The 18,610-nt window shown below is 70.5% G+C and carries 18 protein-coding genes; 6 read left to right on the top strand and 12 right to left on the bottom strand.

The features are described from left to right. From ACILQS_RS06845 to ACILQS_RS06855, 3 genes are all read left to right on the top strand, one after another. A partial coding sequence (locus ACILQS_RS06845) for a CBS domain-containing protein (RefSeq protein WP_395639369.1) occupies positions 1–695 on the top strand: 695 nt, incomplete at its 5' end. Next, positions 673–1,212, top strand: coding sequence for a DUF1003 domain-containing protein (locus tag ACILQS_RS06850; RefSeq protein WP_395639370.1), 540 nt, complete (start codon positions 673–675; stop codon positions 1,210–1,212). The genes ACILQS_RS06845 and ACILQS_RS06850, both read left to right, overlap by 23 nt. Next, positions 1,209–2,273: a P-loop NTPase gene (locus ACILQS_RS06855; protein ID WP_395639371.1), complete on the top strand. Its 1,065-nt coding sequence runs from the start codon at positions 1,209–1,211 to the stop codon at positions 2,271–2,273. Before ACILQS_RS06850 ends, ACILQS_RS06855 begins: the two co-directional genes overlap by 4 nt. Before the next feature lie 39 nt (positions 2,274–2,312). Here the strand turns inward: ACILQS_RS06855 and ACILQS_RS06860 are convergent, their stop codons facing one another. From ACILQS_RS06860 to ACILQS_RS06875, 4 genes are all read right to left on the bottom strand, one after another. Continuing rightward, on the bottom strand, positions 2,313–3,833 hold the full coding sequence (locus ACILQS_RS06860) for an MFS transporter (RefSeq protein WP_395639372.1): 1,521 nt from the start codon (positions 3,831–3,833) through the stop codon (positions 2,313–2,315). 89 nt (positions 3,834–3,922) lie between these two features. Further along, the gene (locus ACILQS_RS06865) at positions 3,923–5,236 is read right to left on the bottom strand and encodes an NtaA/DmoA family FMN-dependent monooxygenase (RefSeq protein ID WP_395639373.1); all 1,314 of its coding nucleotides are present in this window, start codon (positions 5,234–5,236) and stop codon (positions 3,923–3,925) included. 109 nt (positions 5,237–5,345) lie between these two features. Then, positions 5,346–6,791: a pyridoxal phosphate-dependent decarboxylase family protein gene (locus ACILQS_RS06870; RefSeq protein WP_395639374.1), complete on the bottom strand. Its 1,446-nt coding sequence runs from the start codon at positions 6,789–6,791 to the stop codon at positions 5,346–5,348. Continuing rightward, on the bottom strand, positions 6,788–8,197 hold the full coding sequence (locus ACILQS_RS06875; protein WP_395639375.1) for an MFS transporter: 1,410 nt from the start codon (positions 8,195–8,197) through the stop codon (positions 6,788–6,790). Before ACILQS_RS06875 ends, ACILQS_RS06870 begins: the two co-directional genes overlap by 4 nt. Before the next feature lie 81 nt (positions 8,198–8,278). Here ACILQS_RS06875 and ACILQS_RS06880 point away from each other — a divergent pair, with 81 nt between their 5' ends. Beyond that, entirely contained in the window at positions 8,279–9,829 is a 1,551-nt protein-coding gene (locus tag ACILQS_RS06880) for a succinic semialdehyde dehydrogenase (protein WP_395639376.1), read from the top strand. Positions 9,830–9,933: 104 nt separating this feature from the next. Here the strand turns inward: ACILQS_RS06880 and ACILQS_RS06885 are convergent, their stop codons facing one another. After that, positions 9,934–10,335: a Sec-independent protein translocase TatB gene (locus ACILQS_RS06885; RefSeq protein WP_395639377.1), complete on the bottom strand. Its 402-nt coding sequence runs from the start codon at positions 10,333–10,335 to the stop codon at positions 9,934–9,936. Positions 10,336–10,393: 58 nt separating this feature from the next. Between ACILQS_RS06885 and ACILQS_RS06890 the strand changes: the two genes are divergently transcribed. Then, positions 10,394–11,026 (top strand): O-methyltransferase, encoded by a 633-nt coding sequence (locus tag ACILQS_RS06890; RefSeq protein WP_395639378.1) that lies wholly within the window; start codon positions 10,394–10,396, stop codon positions 11,024–11,026. Between the two features lie 7 nt (positions 11,027–11,033). Here the strand turns inward: ACILQS_RS06890 and ACILQS_RS06895 are convergent, their stop codons facing one another. The 3 genes from ACILQS_RS06895 to dapE all read right to left on the bottom strand — a co-directional run bounded on the left by ACILQS_RS06895 (position 11,034) and on the right by dapE (position 13,591). Next, positions 11,034–11,204: a DUF3117 domain-containing protein gene (locus tag ACILQS_RS06895; RefSeq protein ID WP_191281480.1), complete on the bottom strand. Its 171-nt coding sequence runs from the start codon at positions 11,202–11,204 to the stop codon at positions 11,034–11,036. Between the two features lie 129 nt (positions 11,205–11,333). Further along, the gene (locus ACILQS_RS06900) at positions 11,334–12,533 is read right to left on the bottom strand and encodes a hypothetical protein (protein ID WP_395639379.1); all 1,200 of its coding nucleotides are present in this window, start codon (positions 12,531–12,533) and stop codon (positions 11,334–11,336) included. Then, positions 12,518–13,591: a succinyl-diaminopimelate desuccinylase gene (dapE, locus tag ACILQS_RS06905; RefSeq protein WP_395639380.1), complete on the bottom strand. Its 1,074-nt coding sequence runs from the start codon at positions 13,589–13,591 to the stop codon at positions 12,518–12,520. Before dapE ends, ACILQS_RS06900 begins: the two co-directional genes overlap by 16 nt. A 32-nt stretch (positions 13,592–13,623) precedes the next feature. Between dapE and dapD the strand changes: the two genes are divergently transcribed. Then, positions 13,624–14,562 carry a 2,3,4,5-tetrahydropyridine-2,6-dicarboxylate N-succinyltransferase gene (gene dapD, locus ACILQS_RS06910; protein ID WP_395639381.1) on the top strand — a complete coding sequence of 313 codons (939 nt, stop codon included), beginning with the start codon at positions 13,624–13,626 and terminating at the stop codon, positions 14,560–14,562. A gap of 308 nt (positions 14,563–14,870) precedes the next feature. On the opposite strand, the gene ACILQS_RS06915 is transcribed toward dapD, so the two are convergent. From ACILQS_RS06915 to ACILQS_RS06930, 4 genes are all read right to left on the bottom strand, one after another. Continuing rightward, on the bottom strand, positions 14,871–15,680 hold the full coding sequence (locus ACILQS_RS06915) for an ABC transporter ATP-binding protein (RefSeq protein ID WP_395639382.1): 810 nt from the start codon (positions 15,678–15,680) through the stop codon (positions 14,871–14,873). Next, complete coding sequence (locus ACILQS_RS06920; RefSeq protein ID WP_395639383.1) at positions 15,677–16,543, bottom strand: ABC transporter permease; 867 nt, start codon at positions 16,541–16,543, stop codon at positions 15,677–15,679. The genes ACILQS_RS06915 and ACILQS_RS06920 overlap by 4 nt, the downstream gene beginning before the upstream one ends. Continuing rightward, positions 16,540–17,403 carry an ABC transporter permease gene (locus tag ACILQS_RS06925; RefSeq protein ID WP_395639384.1) on the bottom strand — a complete coding sequence of 288 codons (864 nt, stop codon included), beginning with the start codon at positions 17,401–17,403 and terminating at the stop codon, positions 16,540–16,542. The genes ACILQS_RS06920 and ACILQS_RS06925 overlap by 4 nt, the downstream gene beginning before the upstream one ends. A gap of 99 nt (positions 17,404–17,502) precedes the next feature. Next, entirely contained in the window at positions 17,503–18,498 is a 996-nt protein-coding gene (locus ACILQS_RS06930) for an ABC transporter substrate-binding protein (RefSeq protein ID WP_395639385.1), read from the bottom strand. Between the last annotated feature and the right edge of the window lie 112 nt (positions 18,499–18,610).

Below are 18,610 nucleotides of genomic sequence, written 5' to 3' on the forward strand. Positions count from 1 at the left end.
AGATGCCCGAGCAGGAGCAGGTGGATCTCATCAGCCAGCTCGACGACGAGCGTGCGGCCGACGTGCTCGACCAGATGCAGCCGGATGACGCCGCCGACCTCATCGCGCAGCTCTCCGACGAGCGCGGCGAAGCGCTGCTCGATCTGATGGAGCCGGAGGAGGCCGACGACGTGCGGTTCCTCCTCGCCTACGGCGCCGACACCGCGGGCGGACTCATGACGACGGAGCCGATCATCGTGTCCGCCGACGCCACGGTCGCGGAAGGGCTCGCCCTCATCCGGCGTCACGAACTGGCTCCCGCACTCGGCGCGGCGATCTGCGTGACCCTGCCGCCCTACGAGCCGCCGACCGGGCGGTTCCTGGGCATGGTGCACTTCCAGCGGATGCTGCGCTACCCGCCGCACGAGCGCCTCGGGACGCTGCTCGACACCTCGCTCGAGCCGGTGACCCCGCACACGAGTGCGGCCGAGGTCTCGCGCATCCTGGCCTCGTACAACCTGGTCTCGCTGCCCGTCGTCGACGAACAGCGCCGACTCGTCGGGGTGGTGACCATCGACGACGTCCTCGACTACCTCCTGCCGGACGACTGGCGAAGTACCAGCGAGGAGGATCCCGTGACCGTAGGAACTGCGGCCATCCCCACCCGCACCACCACCGGAAGGAGGACGAGTCATGGCTCGCGTCGAACGTCGTAACGAACCCCGCCTCGACCTGCCGAAGGGTTCCCGCGGACCGTTCTCGTCACCGTTCCGTCCCTCGGGCCGCGACCGCATGGGCCGGTTCTCGGAGTCGTTCGCCCGCGCGATGGGCACCTCGTGGTTCCTCATCGGCATGTCGGTGTTCGTGGCGGCGTGGCTCGCCTTCAACACGCTCGCGCCGGAGGAGATCCAGTTCGACCCGCGGCTGACCAACTTCACGCTGCTGACGCTCATCCTGTCGTTGCAGGCGTCCTACGCGGCGCCCCTCATCCTGTTGGCGCAGAACCGCCAGGACGACCGCGACCGCGTGCAGATCGAGCAGGACCGTCAGCGCGCCGAACGCAACCTCGCCGACACCGAGTACCTCGCCCGCGAAGTGGTCGCCCTGCGCCTCGCGATGAAGGACGTCGCGACGAAGGACTTCATCCGCGCCGAGCTGCGCTCGCTGCTCGAGGAGCTCGACGCCGACAAGGACGAGACCGCCGCGCCGAAGAAGTCCGCGCCGAAGAAGTGACCGAAGCAGCCGTGCGGGCGGCCCTCGGAAGGGTCGTCGACCCCGAGATCCGCCGTCCGATCACCGAGCTCGACATGGTGCGCGAGGTCGTCGTCGACGGTGGCGCCGCGACGGTCGGCATCGCGCTGACGATCATCGGCTGCCCGGCGGCCGACACGATCGAGCGGGATGTGCGCGCCGCCGTGCTCGGCGTGCCCGGGGTGTCGTCGCTCGACCTCACCGTCGGCGTCATGACGGTGCCCGAACGCGAGGCGCTGGTGGCCCGGCTGCGCGGGACGCGCACGTCGCAGTTCGGCCCCGACACCCTGACCAAGATCTACGCCGTCACGAGCGGCAAGGGCGGGGTGGGCAAGTCGACGCTCACCGCCAACCTCGCCGTCGCCCTCGCCGCGCGCGGGTTGAAGGTGGGCCTCGTGGATGCGGATGTCTTCGGCTTCTCGATCCCCGGCATCCTCGGCCTCGGACCCGACGACCGCCCGACGAAGGTCGGCGACCTGATGATGCCGCCGACCGGCCACGGCGTGCAGGTGATCTCGATCGGCATGTTCGTCGACGGCTCGACGGCGGTCTCGTGGCGCGGCCCGCTGCTGCACCGCACGATCCAGCAGTTCCTCACCGACGTCTGGTTCGGCGACCTCGACGTGCTGCTGCTCGACCTGCCGCCCGGCACCGGCGACGTCGCGATCTCGATCGGCCAATTGCTGCCGCACGCGGAGGTGCTCGTCGTCACGACCCCGCAGCCCGCCGCCGCCGAGGTCGCCGAGCGCTCCGGCCTGGTCGCCCGCCAGACCGGTCAGGCCGTCATCGGCGTCATCGAGAACATGACCGGCGACCTCTTCGGCTCGGGCGGCGGCGACGCCGTCGCGTCCCGGCTCGACGTGCCGGTGCTCGCGCGCATCCCGCTGTCCCGCCCGCTGCGCGAAGGCGGGGATGCCGGCGCCCCCGTCGTACTCGCCGATCCGGCCGACCCGGCCGCCGCCGCCATCCTGTCCCTCGCCGACACCCTCGCCGCCCGAGGTCGCGACCTGCCCCGCCGCCCGCTGCCGTTCACCGCGGGGTGAGTGCCGCGCGGAGCGCGGTGTATCGAAGCCGCCCCCGGGTTACTCGGGCGGCGATTCTCCGGACGTGACCCGCGGGCCGGGACGGCCCGCGGCGCTGGGACCGCGCGGCGGCGCGAAAGCGCCCCCGCCTACAGCGGAGTCCGCGGGCGCGTCGATGTCCTTCTTGCGCAGCGGATAGCGGAACAGCGGGATGTACGACAGGGCCATCAGCGTCGCCGGCACGAGGCTGAACGACATCACGATGCCGAAGACCGCCGAGGTGGGCTGCGCCTCGACGGCCGTCGCGGCCGTCGACTCCAGGTAGCCGGAGACGGCGAGGATGACCGCGAGGATCGTGGTGCCGAACGCGAGGCCGGTCGTCTCGCCGGCCGTCCACATGCCGCTGAACGACCCGCCGCGGCCGGGGCCGTTGGTGCGCGCGTCGTGGGCGATGACGTCGGGCAGCATCGACAGCGGCAGCGCCTGGATGCCGGCGTAGGCGATGCCGACGAGGCCGATCGGCACGACGATCCAGGAGCCGGGCACGACGAGCAGACCCACGTTGGCGAGAGCCCCGAGGAAGAACAGGGTCGTCGCGATGACGTAGGCGCGCTCCTTGCCGATGCGGCGGGCGACGACGCCCCAGAGCGGCGCGGCGACGATCGCCGGCAGGATGAGCGCGACGAACAGGATCGTGACGGCGTCGGTGTCGCCGAGCACCCAGGTCGCGATGTACTGCGTGCCCGCCAGCATCCCGCCCGCGGCGAGCGCCTGGATGAAGAAGGTCGCCAGCAGCGTGCGGAACGGGGTCGACGACCGCAGCAGCACGAGACCGCGTCGGGCCTGGGTGGCGATCGAGTCGCGCGGCGGGGCGATCTCGGTGAAGGCAAGGGATGCCGGCGCCGCCGGAGCGTCGACCTTGCCCCGGGCCGCACGCTCCACCGTCGAGGTGACGAGGATCGCGACGATGAAGATCACCGCGGCGCCGATGGCCATGAAGAGGTAACCGCCGAAGTCGGTCCCGAAGAGTTCGACCCCGAGTTCGCGCAGGGCCGGCCCGCCGCCGCCGTAGAGCAGGATCGCGGCGGTCAGCACGACGACGCGCGCCGACAGCAGGCGGGTACGCGCGTCGTAGCCCGAGACCAGTTCGGCGGGCAGCACGTTGTAGGGAACCTGGAAGAACGAGAACCCCGTCGCCGCGAGCAGGAAGGCGACGAACACCCAGGCGGCGGCGAGCAGCGGCTCGGTGCCGGTCGGCACCGCGAAGGTGATCACGAAGAACACCGGCAGCACGAACGCGGCGAGTCGCATCAGTCGACGACGGCTGCCGCGGGCGGCGAACTCCCGGTCGCTGTAGGCGCCGACGATCGGGTCGATGATGATGTCCCAGATCTTCGCGACCGTGACGACAGCGCCCGCGAGGAGCGCCGGGACGGCGAGCGTGTCGGTCAGGTAGAAGACGAGCACGAGCCCCGGCAGCGCCGCGAAACCGCTCGTGACGAACTCTCCGGTCGCGTAGCGCGCGAGGATGCCGGCGCGCAGTTCACGCGCGCGCGCGGGTCGAGGTGCCGCGTCAGTCACGGGCCGATCCTATGCGCTGGATGCGCTCCTTCCGCGCCCCCCGTGCGGGGTCTCGACACGCCCGCTGCGCCGCTCCTCGACCGCAGATGTCATCCCGGGGGCAGACCGTAGTTCTGCCGGAAGCTGTCGTACTCGTAGTCCGTGCGGAATCGACCCCGGTTCCGCAGCTCGGCGATGACGTCCTTGAAGCGCGCCACCCCGTCGGGCTGGACGTCGACGTTGATGTTGAAGCCGTCGGCGACATCGGTGTCGACCCACTCGATGATCCGGTCGGCGATCTGCTCGGCCGTGCCGAAGACGGAGCGCTGACCGCGGGTCAGGTTGTGGTGCACCAGCTGCTTGACCGTGAAGCCGTTCTCCTTCGCGACGCCGCCGATGTCGCCGCGGCGGTAGTTGATGACGTCGTCATCGGTCGGGATCTTCTCGAACAGGTCGAACGGGAGGGGCTTGTCCGGGTGCAGCTCCTCGACCGGGAGACCGAGCTGCTTCGAGAGGTTCGACACCAGGAAGTCGAGCGACATCTGCTCGTCGAACTGGGCTTTGCGCGCGAGGGCGTCCGCCTCGCTGTCGCCGACGACGGCGTACAGCCCCGGCAGCACGACGAGGTGGTCGGGGTTGCGGCCGAAGCCCGCGGCGAACCCCTTCGCCTTCTTGTAGAAGGTGCGGTCGTGGTCGACGGTCGGCTGCGAGGTGAACATCACGTCGGCGTAGCGGGCGCCGAACTCGCAACTCTGCGCCGAGACCCCGGCCTGGAAGCGCACCGGGAGCTCCCCGTTGTAGCGGCCCTGCAGCTGCATGATCCCGGAGCTCGAGAAGTGCTTGCCGTCGAAGTCGACGTGGTGGGCGAGCGACTGGTCGATGTAGACGTCGTTCTCCTTGTCGGCGACGATCGCCTCCTTCGGCAGCGAGTTCCAGTACGCCACGACGATCTCGACGAATTCGGCGGCGCGTTCGTAGCGCGTCGCGCGATCGAGCTTCTCTGCGAGGGGGACACCGAGGGCCTGCAGCGCCTCGTTCTCCTGGCTGGTGACGATGTTCCATCCGGCGCGGCCCTTGCTGACCTGCTGCAACGTCGCGATCATCCGCGCCACGTTGTAGGGGTGTCCGGTGAGCGAGGATGCCGTGGCGATCAGACCGAGATGCTTCGTCTCCCGCGCGATCGCCGCGAGCAGCACGGCCGGCTCGAGGCCACGGCGGGGCTTGCGGAGGAAGCTCGAGCCGAGCACCGCGTAGGTGTCGGGAAGGAAGATCGCGTCGAACTTCGCCTCTTCGGCGATCTGGGCGAGCATGACCTGATGGTCGATGTCGTCGACCAGGGTGGTGGGGTCGTCGAAGGATTTCCAACCGGCGTCGTGCCGGCCGGAGGTGTGGAAGATCATATTCAAGCGGATCTGCTTGACCATTCGTGTGAATCCCATTTCCCGATGAAGTCGCTGCTCGTGAGTGCCTCGGCCAGGCTACTCACGCGTCGGCGAGCAGAAAGGGTCGAAGGTCCCGGTAGCCGACCGGGGCTCAGCCCGCGGGGGCGGGCGGTTCGACGAGACGGGCGAGGAGTTCGGTGAGCAACCGCTCCGCCAGCGGTGGCGGGGTCGCTTCGATGATAGCGAGCAGCGGTGCGAGGGAGTCGGGGAGCGCCCCGCCGGCGCTGATTCCGAAGCCGCCCAGGATGGCGGCCGCGGTGTCGGAGTCGAGCGCGCCGTCGAGCGGCGGGAGCTGCCCCAGCAACGGGGTGACATCGACGTGCGGGACGCCGCGCACGGCATCCGCCGCCTTCGCCAGCACTCCGAGCAGCTCGGGAAGCACCTTCTCGGTGACCGGGGTGATCGTGAGGTGCGTGGTGGGCGGGATGCCGGCGGCCGCGGGCTGCAGCTGCAGGATGAAGCCGAGGCCGCGGGCGGCGTCGGCCCAGTGGTGGGGGTCGACCTGCTCGTCCCGGGCGACGCCGGGGTCGGCGGCGACGGCGAGCAGCGGACCGACGGGGTCGCCGAGCACCCGCAGGCCGCGGATGGCGTCGATCTTCTGGATGATCGCGGACGTCGAGCGCTGCGTCGAGTCGGCGAGGCGCTGGAATCCGGGCAGCCCGAGGGCGTGCGTGATCGCCCAGGCGGCCGCGAGCGGACCCGCCGACTTCGACCCGAGGATCGTCGGATTGACGACCGGGTAGCCCGGCCAGCGGGTCGTCGCGAAGTACTGGAGGCGCTGGCGGTCGCGGCCGCGCTGCAGCAGCACCGAGACCCCCTTCGGCGCGTAGCCGTATTTGTGCAGATCGGCGCTGATGCTCGTCACCCCGGGCACCGCGAAGTCCCACGCCGGCAGGCCGGGCCAGAACGGCAGCACGAGACCGCCGATGCAGGCGTCGACGTGTACCGGAATGCCGCGAGCCGCGGCGAGGGCCGCCACCGCCGCCACGGGATCGAGGGCCGCGACCGGGTAGGACGGGGCCGAGACGACGACGAGCGCGACATCGTCGCCGAGACGCTCCTCGAGGTCGGCGACCGCGACGACCCCGGTGTCGGACACCGGCACGACGTCGAGCGTCAGCCCGAAGTAGTGGGCCGCCTTCTGGAACGCCGCGTGCGCCGTGACGGGCATGACCAGGCGGGGCGTTCCGGTGTGCGTGAGCGCCCAGGCATCCCGAGCGGTCTTCACCGCGAGCAGGCACGACTCGGTGCCGCCCGTCGTCACGGTGCCGACCACGTCGGCGTCGCCGTGCAGCAGGTCGCGCACGAAGCCGAGCAGGTCGCGCTCGAGCGCCGCGACCGACCCGAACGTCGTCGGGTCGAGACCGTTGACGGGCTGCATGAGCTTCGCGGCGTCGGCGGCGAGCTCGTCGAGCTCCGCGAGGCCGGGGTCGTAGACGTACGACAGCACCCGGCCGCCGTGCGTCGGGGCGTCGGTGGCGCGGAGGTCCTTCAGCCGGCGGAGGATGTCGGCGGGCTGCTCGGCGAACGCGGTCATGCGGGGGCTCCGGGCGGGGGCGGGGTGTCGCGCACGAGCGCGTCGATGTCGGACTTGCGCAGCGGGTAGCGCGCGAGCGAGATGAGGCTCAGCAGCATGAGCACGGCCGGGATGACGCTGAACGCCAGGATGATGCCGACGATCGCGCTCTCGGGCTGGGTCACGGTCTGCTCCGCGACGGTCGGGATGAACCCGGTCACGGCGAGCACGATCGACAGGATCGTGCCGCCGAACGCGAGGCCCGCCGTCTCCCCCGCCGTCCAGACCCCGCTGAAGGTGCCGGCCCGACCGGGTCCGTTGGTCTGGGCGTCGTAGGCGACCGTGTCGGGCAGCATCGCGAGCGGCAGCGACTGCAGCCCCGCATACGCCGCCCCGGCGAGCGCGACCGGGGCGAAGATCCACGGCCCGGGGAACCAGATGAGCAGCGTCATCGACAACGCCGCGAGGGCGAACACGACGGTCGCGAGCCGGAACGCGCGCTCCTTGCCGATGCGCCGCGAGATCACCGACCACAGCGGCGTCACCAGGATCGCCGGCGCGATGAGCGACAGGAACAGCAGGATGGTGCCCTCGAGCTGCAGCACGTCGAAGGCGACGTAGGCGACCCCGGCGAGCATGAGCCCGATCGCGAGGGCCTGCACGACGAACGTGAACAGCAGCGCGCGGTAGGGCTGACTGTCCCGCACGGCCGACCACCCCCGGCGGAAGTGCATGAGCACGCCCGCCTTCGGGTCGGCGAGCCCCTCGATCCTGTCCGACCCCGGAGCGCGGGGCACGTGGGTCCCTCGTGCGCTCCGCTCGACGGTCGAGGTGATGAGGAATGCGACGAGGAAGATCGCGCCGGCCGCGGCCGCCATGATCAGGTAGCCCTGGTACTCGTTCGCGCCCAGCGCGACCAGTTCGGGCGCTCCGCCGCCGAAGGCGAGGATGGCGAGCGTGAGCACGATGACGCGGGCCGACAACAGTCGGGTGCGGTCGTCGTAGCTGTCCACGAGCTCGGCCGGCAGCGCGATGTACGGCACCTGGAAGAGGCTGAACGCGGTCGCGGCGAGCAGGAAGCCCAGCAGCACCCACGCCGCCGACACGGCCTCGGGCAGGCCCGGCGGTACGGCGAAGGTGAACACGAAGAAGATCGGCAGGGTGACGGCGCCGATCACCATGAAGCGGCGACGCGCACCGGTGCGGGCGAGGCTGCGGTCACTGCGTGCGCCGATCCAGGGGTCGATGATGACGTCCCAGATCTTCGACACGGTGAACGCAGCACCGGCGAAGGCCGGGCTCACGCCGAGGGTGTTGGTCATGTAGATGAGCAGCACCAGACCGGGGAGGGTTCCGAATCCCCCTGTACCGACGGATCCGACCGCGTATCGGACGATCGTGTTCCGGCGCAGCGCGGTAGCCCCCATGCTGTGAATCGTAGGCGGTTTCGACACGCGTCGGCCCGACGGCCCGCCGCTGCTCAACCCGGGGGAACGTAGGCTTCACTCATGTCGGGATCGCCGGTCGATCGGGCCACAGCGCAACAGCTGGCCCGTGACCTCACAGCAACGTCGAACAAGACGGTGGCCGTCATCGCCCCGTTCACCGGGAAGCCGTTCTACGACCTCCCGCAGTCGAGCGTCGCCGACGTCGAGGTGGCCGCCGAGTCCGCCCGCGCGGCGCAGCGCGACTGGTGGGCGGCGGGCTTCGCGCACCGGCGGAAGGTGCTGCTCCGCGCGCACGATCTGCTGCTCGAGCGCCGCGAAGCGCTGCTCGACGCCGTGCAGACCGAAACCGGCAAGACCCGCGGCCAGGCCTTCGAGGAGGTCTTCCAGTCGGTGAGCGCCACCCGGTATGCGGCGCTGTCCGCCCGCCGGGTGCTCGCTCCGCAGCGACGCCGGGGCGGCATCCCGATCGTCGTGCGCACGCGGGTGCGCTTCGAACCGAAGGGTCTCATCGGGGTGATCACCCCGTGGAACTACCCGCTGTCGCTCGCGATCATGGACATCGCGCCCGCGCTCGCCTCCGGCAACGGGGTCGTGCAGAAGGCCGACGACCAGGCAGTGGTCAGCATCCTCATGGCGAGGGCCGCCTTCGTGGATGCCGGCGTGCCCGCCGCGCTCTGGGGCGTCGTCGCCGGGCCCGGGGCCGACATCGGCAACGCCGTCGTCGACGCGGCCGACTACGCCTGCTTCACCGGTTCGACGGCGACCGGCAAGGTGGTCGCCGCCCGGGCCGCGCAGAAGCTGCACGCCGTGTCGCTCGAGCTCGGCGGCAAGAACCCGATGATCGTGCTCGACGACGTCGATCCGGTGAAGGCCGCCGCCGACGCCGCCTACGGCTGTTTCGCCGCCTCCGGGCAGCTCTGCGTCTCGATGGAGCGGGTCTACGTCGAGAAGGGCGTGGCCGAGGCGTTCACCGCCGCGTTCGCCGCACGCACCTCGGCGTTGAGACTCGGCAGCGACTTCGACTACACGACCGACGTCGGCTCGCTCGCCACGAAGGCGCAGTTCGAGCGCGTCAGCGCCCACATCGAGGATGCCGTGGCCAAGGGCGCCACGGTGCTCGCCGGCGGCAGGCCCCGCCCCGACCTCGGCCCCTACTTCCTCGAGCCGACGCTGCTCGCGAACGTCACGAGTTCGATGAAGTGCGATCGCGAGGAGACCTTCGGCGCCCTCGTCGCCGTGCACGTCGTCGATTCCGCCGACGAGGCGGTCGCTCTCGCGAACGACTCCGAGTACGGGCTCAACGCCTCCGTGCTGAGCGGGTCGACCCGGCGCGCCCTCGCCGTCGCGGCGGGGATCGAAGCCGGCTCGGTGAACATCAACGAGGGCTACCGCGCCACCTTCGGATCGGTCGACGCTCCGATGGGCGGGCTGAAGATGTCGGGTCTCGGGCGGCGCAACGGGCCGGAGGGGCTGCTGCGCTTCGTCGAATCCCGCACGATCGCGAACGCCACCGGTGTGCTGCAACTCCCCCGCACGGGCGCGGAGTGGAAGCGACTGATCGGCCCCATGCTCCTGCTGCTGCGCACCCTCAAGGCCGTACGCCGCCGCTGACGCGGGTCGAGTGCCGCCGGAGGCGGTGTATCGAGACCAGGTACCTCGAACGTGGGTTTCGATACACCGGGCTGCGCCCGGCACTCAACCCGCGGTGGGGCGGCTCAGGTGGCTTCGGGGTCGAAGGGGGCCGGGCGGCCCTTGCCGAGTTTGCGCTGCCGCTGCTCGTACGCCGACTCGCGGTAGCGGTTGGCGGGAGCGGGTCCGTTCGGCGACTGCGGTTTCGACGCGGCCGCCGTGGGCGGCACGACTTCGTCGATGAGGGCCTCGCGGATGATGCGGCGCGGGTCGTACTGGCGGGGGTCGAGTTTGCGCCAGTCGACCTCGTCGAACTCCGGGCCCATCTCCTCGCGCATGCGGTCCTTGGCCCCGTCCGCGAATCCGCGGACGGTCTTCACGAAGCGCGCGAGCTGGGCGGCGTATCCGGGCAGGCGGTCGGGACCGATGAGGAAGAGCGCGATCACACCGATGATCAGCAGCTTGTCGAAGGTCAGTCCGAAGGACACGCCCCCCACGATACCCGCGCTCCCCGGACGCGGCGGGGTCGGCGGATACGCTCGACGCATGGCGGACAAGGAGACGAGCTGGCGGTTCGCCGAAGAGTTCGTCGCCGAACCCGAGGCGATCGCCCTCGCCCGGCAGCATTCGATGGAGCTGGGGATCGACGCCGTCTCTCCGGCCATGGGGGCGCAGCTCGCCCTGCTGGCCGCGGCGAGCACGAGTCACTCGATCCTCGAGATCGGCACCGGCGCGGGCGTCAGCGGCCTCTGGCTCCTCCGGGGAGCCCCGAACGCGGTCCTGTCGTCGATCGACATCGAGTTCGATCACCAGCAGGTGGCGCGCACGGCGTTCGCCGACGCCGACGTGCCGGCCAACCGCATCCGCCTCATCACCGGCACCGCGTCAGAGGTGCTGCCGCGGATGAACGACGGAGCGTACGACCTCGTCTTCATCGACGCGGATCCGGAGTCGCTGCTGGACTACGTCGAACACGGGCTGAGAATCGCCCGTCGCGGCGGGATCGTCGCCGTCGCCCACGCGCTGTGGCGGGGTCGGGTCGCCGACCCCGCGGCGCGCGATGACACCGTCGCCGATTTCCGCGCGCTGCTCGCCACGATCGCCGACAGTTCCGCCGTCGCGGCGGCGCTCAGCACGGCCGGAGACGGACTCCTGCAGTTGGTGAAGCTCTCCGACTGACCTGACGTCAGACGTTGACCACTCCGCCGAGAGCCTCGTAGAGTTCCTTCGCCTCGGCGTCGTTCACCGACACCACGAGACGGCCACCACCTTCGAGCGGAACCCGCACGATGATGAGACGTCCTTCCTTGACGGCCTCCATCGGCCCGTCAACAGTCCGCGGCTTCATCGCAGCCATGAGATTCCCCTTTCGGATGCCCTGAAGTTTCCATTATCCCGCATGTTGCGGAGTCCCGAAAACCGAGGGGCCGATCCGGTGCCGCCGTTCAGGCTGCCGTGGTAGGCCGTTCACCCGGCCGGCGCGGGCTCACGGCGGGGTCCAGTCGTAGACGTCCGCGCGCCAGACGCCGGCGGTCCACAGCACCTGCCCGGCGACTCCGACGACGAGCAGCGCCCCGCGCCAGATCGGCGAGCGCGGCACCGCGAGGGCGCCGAGCGCCGGCGCGAGCGGCACGAGCAGCCGGAACACGCTCGACTGCGGGAAGAACACCGCGAGCAGGTAGACGGCGTAGGAGATCAACCAGAACCGGATGTCGGGGCCGAGGCGTCTCGCCCTCGGGCTGAGCAGGAACCCGGCGAAACCCCCGGCGAGCGCCACGACGGCCGCGACCGCGGCGACGAGTCCCCACGGCTCGGGCAGCGCCCACCACTGGCCGAACCAGAACTGGGCCCCCTGCACCCACGGCGTGAACGGGACGAGCTCGCCCGGGCCCAGGAATCCTTCGCGCCAGGCGAGCTCGGTGTCGGTGTACGCGGCGGGATCCCCGGTGACCGCCCAGGCGATGAGCAGCCAGGCGAACCCGCACAGAGCCGTGAACAGACCGACGAGCACGACGGCGATGCGCTCCCGCCACGGGAACGGATCGCGCGCGCGGGTGACGAACCGGTGCACGAGATGCAGCAGCAGAGCGAGGGCGAAGGCGAGCCCGCTCGGACGGGTGAGCGACATCACCAGCACGACCGGCACGAGCAGCACGTAGCGGCGGTCGACGAGCAGCAGCAGCGCGAGGAACAGCAGGAAGAGGTGCATCGACTCCGCGTACGACACCTGGAGGATCGTCGACAGCGGGGCGACGCAGAACAGGGCGGTGGCGAACAACGCCGACCCCGGCGGCAGGAACCGGGCCATGAGCCGGAAGAACACGAGAGCCGCGGCCCCGGCGAAGAGCATCGACACGAACGGCGCGATCGCCGGGAACGGGACCGCCCAGGTGAGGAGCCGCAGCAGGAACGGGTACGCGGGCATGAACGCCCAGGCGTTCTCGGCCGCGGTGCCGTCGGCATCCCTCGGGATCTCGCCCGGGTACCCGGCGCCGTTGATGTACCAGTACCACTGGCCGTCCCAGATGTTCGCGAACTCGACGAAGCCGGGCGCCTCCCCCGTGCGGTCGCTGGTCTGCTGCAGGCTCGCGACGATGAGGAAGATCGTCGTCGTGACGATCCGGCTCGCCGCGAAGACCGCCAGGACCCGCGCCCACCAGGGCATGCGGCTCAGGAGGTCAACCACGCCCGCAGGCCCCGCTCGCAGCGCTCGATCTGGTCGACCGGGACGCGCTCGTCGTCGGCGTGCGCGAGCGACGGGTCGCCCGGCCCGTAGTTGACCGCGGGGATGCCGAGGGCCGCGAAGCGGGCGACATCCGTCCATCCGTACTTGGGCCGGGCCTCCCCGCCGACGGCCGTCAGGAAGTCGAGGGCGAGCGGATCGGTGAGACCGGGACGGGCCCCTTCGGCGACGTCCGTGATTTCGACCTCGAAGCCGGTGAAGACATCCCGCACGTGGCGCTCCGCCCCGGCGGCGTCGCGGTCGGGGGCGAAGCGGTAGTTGACCTCGACGACGCATTCGTCGGGGATGACGTTGCCGGCGACGCCCCCGCGGATGCCGACGGCGTTGAGCCCTTCGCGGTAGACGAGGCCGTCGACCTCGACCTGACGGGGCTCGTAGGCGACGAGGTGGGACAGCACGGGGGTGATCGCGTGGATCGCGTTGGACCCCATCCAGGCCCGCGCCGAGTGGGCCCGCGTGCCGGTCACCCGCACGTCGGCGCGGAGGGTGCCGTTGCAGCCGCCCTCGACCTCGCCGCCGGTCGGCTCGCAGAGCACCGCGAAGTCGGCCTCGAGGATCTCGGGGGTGTTGCGGGCGATCCGGCCGAGGCCGTTGAGCTCGCTCGCGACCTCCTCGTGGTCGTAGAACACCCACGTCACGTCGACGATCGGATCCGGCACCGTCGCGGCGAGCGCGAGCATGACGGCGCAGCCGCCCTTCATGTCGACGGTGCCGCGGCCCCAGAGCTCGCTGACACCGTGGATGCCGTCTTCGAGCCGCGACGGGAGGTTGTCGTTCACCGGCACCGTGTCGAGGTGGCCGGCGATCACGACCCGGCGCTCGCGGCCCAGGTTCGTGCGGGCGATGACGGCGTCGGCATCCCGGGTCACGGTCAGGTGCGGGTAGGCACTGAGCGCGTGCTCGACGGCGTCGGCGATGGCTCTCTCGTTCGCCGAGACGGACTCGATGTCGACGAGCTGCCGGGTGAGGTCGACGACGGACGCGGTCAGGTCGAGAGGCACCTCCCCACGATAGCCACGGATACCCTGAGGGCATGACTTCCGCCGACGCCCGCCAGATCTGGGGCCACGGGCTCGCCACGATCGCCGACGACGGGACGGTGCTCGACACCTGGTACCCGGCCCCCTCGAACACCGAGCCCGCCGACCACGGGCTCCCCGCGACCCTCGCCCCGCACCTCGGACCCGACGAACGCCGCGAGGTGCGCGTCGAACACGTCGTGCTCGGGATCGACCTGGATGCCGCACCCGACTCCACGACGGACGCCTACCTGCGCCTGCACGCGCTCTCCCATCTGCTCGTGCGGCCGAACGACCTCAACCTCGACGGGATCTTCTCCCACTTGGCCGTCGTCGCCTGGACGACCGCGGGCCCGATGCTGCCGGAGGCGTTCGACCGTCTGCGACCCGGGCTTCAGCGGGCCGGGATCTCGTCGCTCGGCGTCGACCGGTTCCCGCGCCTCGTCGACTACCTGACTCCCGCGCGCGTGCGCATCGCCGACCCGGCCCGGGTGCGACTCGGGGCCTACCTCTCCCCCGGCACCACGGTCATGCACGAGGGCTTCGTGAACTTCAACGCCGGCACCCTCGGCGCCTCGATGGTCGAGGGTCGCATCTCGCAGGGCGTCGTCGTCGGCGACGGGTCCGACATCGGCGGCGGGGCATCGATCATGGGCACCCTCTCCGGCGGCGGCACGCACCGGGTGTCGATCGGCGAACGCTCGCTGCTCGGCGCCAACTCCGGCATCGGCATCTCGCTCGGCGACGACTGCGTCGTCGAGGCGGGGCTCTACGTCACCGCCGGCACGAAGCTCGCCCTCCTCGTTCCCGGCGACGAGCCGCGCTCCGTGAAGGCGGGCGACCTCAGCGGGGCGTCCGGCATCCTCTACCGCCGCAACTCCGCCACCGGTGCCGTCGAGGCCCTCCCCCGCACCGGCCACGGCGTCACCCTCAACGAGACCCTGCACGCCTGAGGCACGCCCACCCGGCACCGCTCCGGCGCACCCGGAGGCGTGTGGCACGGCGTGTCGTCGCGATCGGGTGCTGCACGGGCGGGCCGGATCCGCTGCTCACCCCATTCGGCGAACCTAGCAGCTGATCCCTACGCCGTTCGGACCCGGCGAGACCGCCGTGGAGGATGCCCTCGAGGATCACACCGAGCAAGCTCACGCCGACAGCATGTGACCGCCCGCCCAGCACCGACCTGGGGCGACACCCCGCGCGCCGCACGGCGTGTCGTCACAGTGCGGTGCTGCACCGGCGACGGCGACCACCTAGCTGGTCATTTCCGGATCTGAGACTGCTCCCGGATCATGCGGGCGATGTCGCTGCGGAGGTGCACGAAGTCGGGGTCCTCACGGGTGGCGACCTGGTCGCGCGGACGCGGGAGGTCGACATCCAGCTTCGCCACGATCGTCGACGGCGACTTCGAGAGCACCAGCACCTGGTCGGCGAGGTAGACGCTCTCGTCGATGTCGTGCGTGACGAACAGGATCGTCATGCCGAACTGGTCGCGCACCTGCAGCATGAGGTCTTCGAGTTCGGCGCGGGTCTGCGCGTCGACGGAGGCGAACGGCTCGTCCATCAGGAGGATCTTCGGCCGGTAGGCCAGGGCGCGGGCGATCGCGACGCGCTGCTGCATTCCGCCGGAGAGCTGCCACGGGTACTTGTCGGCCGAGCCGGTCAGGCCGACGGCATCCAGAACCTCCTGGATGCGGGCCTGCCGCTCGGTCTTGTCCATCGAGCGCGGCAGCACGAACGCGATGTTGCCGCCGACCGTGCGCCACGGGAACAGCGAACGGCTGTAGTCCTGGAAGACGAGGGCGAGGTCGCGGGGGACGCCGTCGACCGGCTCGCCCTCGAGCAGCACCGTGCCGCGGGTGGGCTTCATGAGGCCCGACAGGCAGCGCAGCATCGTGGTCTTGCCGCAGCCGGAGGGTCCGACGATCGACACGAACGCGCCCTCGGGGACGGTGAAGTCGAGCTTGCCGATGGCCTCGTGGCGGTTCTTGCCTTCGTAGACGTGGCCGAGCCCCTCGATGACCAGCAGGTCTTTCGACTTCACGGGCTTCGACGTCGCAGCGGTGGTCATGACACTCCTTCTCGTGAGCCCCGATGCCATCTCGTGACCCGCGACTCCACCAGGGCGAGGAGCGCGTTGAGGACGTATCCGATGATGCCGAGCACGACGATGCCGGCCCACATGTCGAGCATGCGGAAGCTGCGCTGGGCGATGACGACGTTGTAGCCGATGCCCGACGACGAGGTCATCTCGGAGATGACCATCACGATCAGCGCGACTGCGAGACTCACCCGCAACCCGGCGAAGATCTTCGGTGCGGCGCTGGGCAGCACGATCCCGAAGAACACCTTCGGCCGGCTGAACTCGAACACGCGCGCCGTGTCGAGCTGGAGCGGCTCGACCGACCGCACGCCGTCGATCGTGTTGAGCAGCACCGGCCAGAGCACCGCGAACGCGATGAGCGAGATCTTCATGTCGTCGCCGATGCCGATGAGGATGAAGAACACCGGCAGCAGGGCGGGCGGCGGAATGGCGCGGGCGAAGTGGATGATCGGCTCGACGAAGTCGCCGAACACCCGGCTGCGTCCGATCGCGACGCCGAGGATGATGCCGAGGACGATCCCCAGACCCCAGCCGCCGAAGAGGCGCATGAGGCTCGGGGCGAGGTCGGTGCCGAACTTCTCGGTGAGGAAGAGGGAGGAGGGCGGTCCGGAGAACCACAGCTGCACGAAGCGTGCGAGCACCTTGGTGATCGGCGGGAAGAACGGCGACCCGGCGAGGATCGCGACGACCTCCCACACGACGCCGAGGGCCACGAGGGCTCCCCAGCGGATCGCGAACTCGCGCAGCCACTTCAGACGCTCGCCCGAACGACGGCGCGGCTTGCGCGGCACCCCGAACCACGAGGTCTGCACGGCGGTCTCGGCGCTCATTCTCCGGCCTTCCCGGTCTCGCGGAGTGCGGGCTGCCAGGAGAAGAACTTCCGCTCGATGAGCACCAGCAGCCCGTTGACGGCGATGCCCAGGATGCCCGCGATGATCGTGCCGGCGAAGACCAGGTCGGATCGGTTGCCGGTCGAGTTGACCTGGAGGAGCCAGTAGCCGAGGCCCGACGTCGAACCGCCGAAGAACTCGGCGCCGACCGTGACGATGAGGGCGACCGACGCCGAGATGCGGATGCCGGTGAAGATGAACGGGGCGGCGCTGGGCAGCGAGACGTTGAGCATCGTCGAGAAGCGACCGCGTCCGAAGCTGCGGGCGGTGAGCTTCGCGATCGGGTCGACGTCGTGCATGCCGTAGATCGTGTTGAACAGGATCGGCCACGCCGCCGAGAAGATCACGAGCGCGACCTTCATCTCGATGTCCTTGCCGAACAGCAGCATCGCGACCGGGATGAGCGCGACCGAAGGGATCGGTCGGAGGAATTCGATGATCGCCCGGCTCGCGGAATAGGCCGCGCGCGACGACCCGAGGATGACGCCGAGGGTGACGGCCACGACGATGCAGATCGACAGGCCGAGCGCCCAGGCCGAGAGCGTCGACAGGATCTCGAGGAGGAACGAGGGGGTGACGAGCAGTTCGGCGACCCGCACCAGAACGGTCGACGTCGGCGGGAAGTAGAACGAGTTGATGATGCCCGCTCGCGAGATGACCTCGGCGATGACGAACAGGGCGAGCAGTCCGATGGCTCCGCGAAGGAGGGTCATCCGCCGGGCGGCGGACCAGCGCACGCGGCGCGGGGTCGCGGGCGGCGGCGTGACGGGGGGCGCCGACGCGGTCGTGGAGGCGGACAAATCGTGTTCCTGCTCTCGGAAGTGGTGGTGTGAGAGGCGGTGAGGGTCAGGCTAAGCCCGGGGCGCGGATGCTGTCACCCGCGCCCCGGGTTCAGCGGGTCAGCCCTGCCAGGTGTACTGCTCGAGGTCCTCGAGCGGGGCGTCGAGCAGCCCGTACTCGACGAGCAGCTCCATCATCTTCTCGGCGCCCTCGATGTCGGGCTCAGCGCTCGCGACGAAGCTCGGGAGCGTGATCTCGGCGGCGAGCTCCGGCGTCAGCGTCGTGAACGTCGGGAGGATGTCGCGCACCGTCTGCTCGTCGCTGATCGCGAGCTCGGTCGCCTTGGTCATCGCGCGCACGAAGGCGGCGACGACGGCCGGGTTCTCGTCGGCGTACGACGACGCGACGTTCCAGTTGATCAGCGGGAGCTCGCTCTGACGCTCGTTGCAGGTCGACGGGTAGAACAGCGGCTCGAGGCCCTGGGCCGCGCCGATGGTGATGAACGGCTCGGGCACGAAGCCGGCCGCGATGCGACCCTGGCTGACAGCCGCGGCGGCATCCGGGAACGCGACCTCGACGAGCTCGTAGTCGCCGGGCTCGAGGCCTTCGGACGCGAGGCAGTCGCGGATCTGCACCTCGGTGGCCGAGGCGAGCGTGTTCACCGAGAGGGTCTGACCGCGGAGGTCCTCGACCGACTGGATGGGGCCGTCCGCCTGGACGATGAGGCCGTTGATGCCCTCCTTGTTGGAGTCGGTGCCCTCGCGGACGACCTCGATCTCGAGTCCCTGGGAGACGGCCAGGAGCGTGTTGCCCCAGGTGGCCGAGGTGAAGTCGAGTTCGCCCGAGACCAGCTGGGTGACGCCGACGGCGCCGCCCGCGATGATCTCGATCGTGACGTCGAGGCCCTCCTCTTCGAAGTAGCCCTCCTGCACGGCGAGCCAGAGCGGTGCGTAGTCACCGGCCGGCAGCGAGCCGACGGTGATCGAGACCGGGTTGGCCGGGTCGAGGGTCTCCTCGACGACGGGCTCCTCGGCCGGAGCGGTGCAACCCGCCACGAGGGCGGTCAGGGCGATGGCTGCGGCGACGGCCGCGATGCGCTTCCGGGGGAACGACATTGCTCTCCTCTGTCTCTTCTTTGAGATTGGTGCAAGGCGGGCGACGGCGATCGCCGCCTCCCGATGATCTCAGGTTACCTGAAACATGTGCCTCGGGCAAGCAACCCTTCCA

It is taken from the genome of Pseudolysinimonas sp. (assembly GCF_044239695.1).
In the GTDB taxonomy this organism is placed as follows: Bacteria; Actinomycetota; Actinomycetes; order Actinomycetales; family Microbacteriaceae; genus Pseudolysinimonas_A.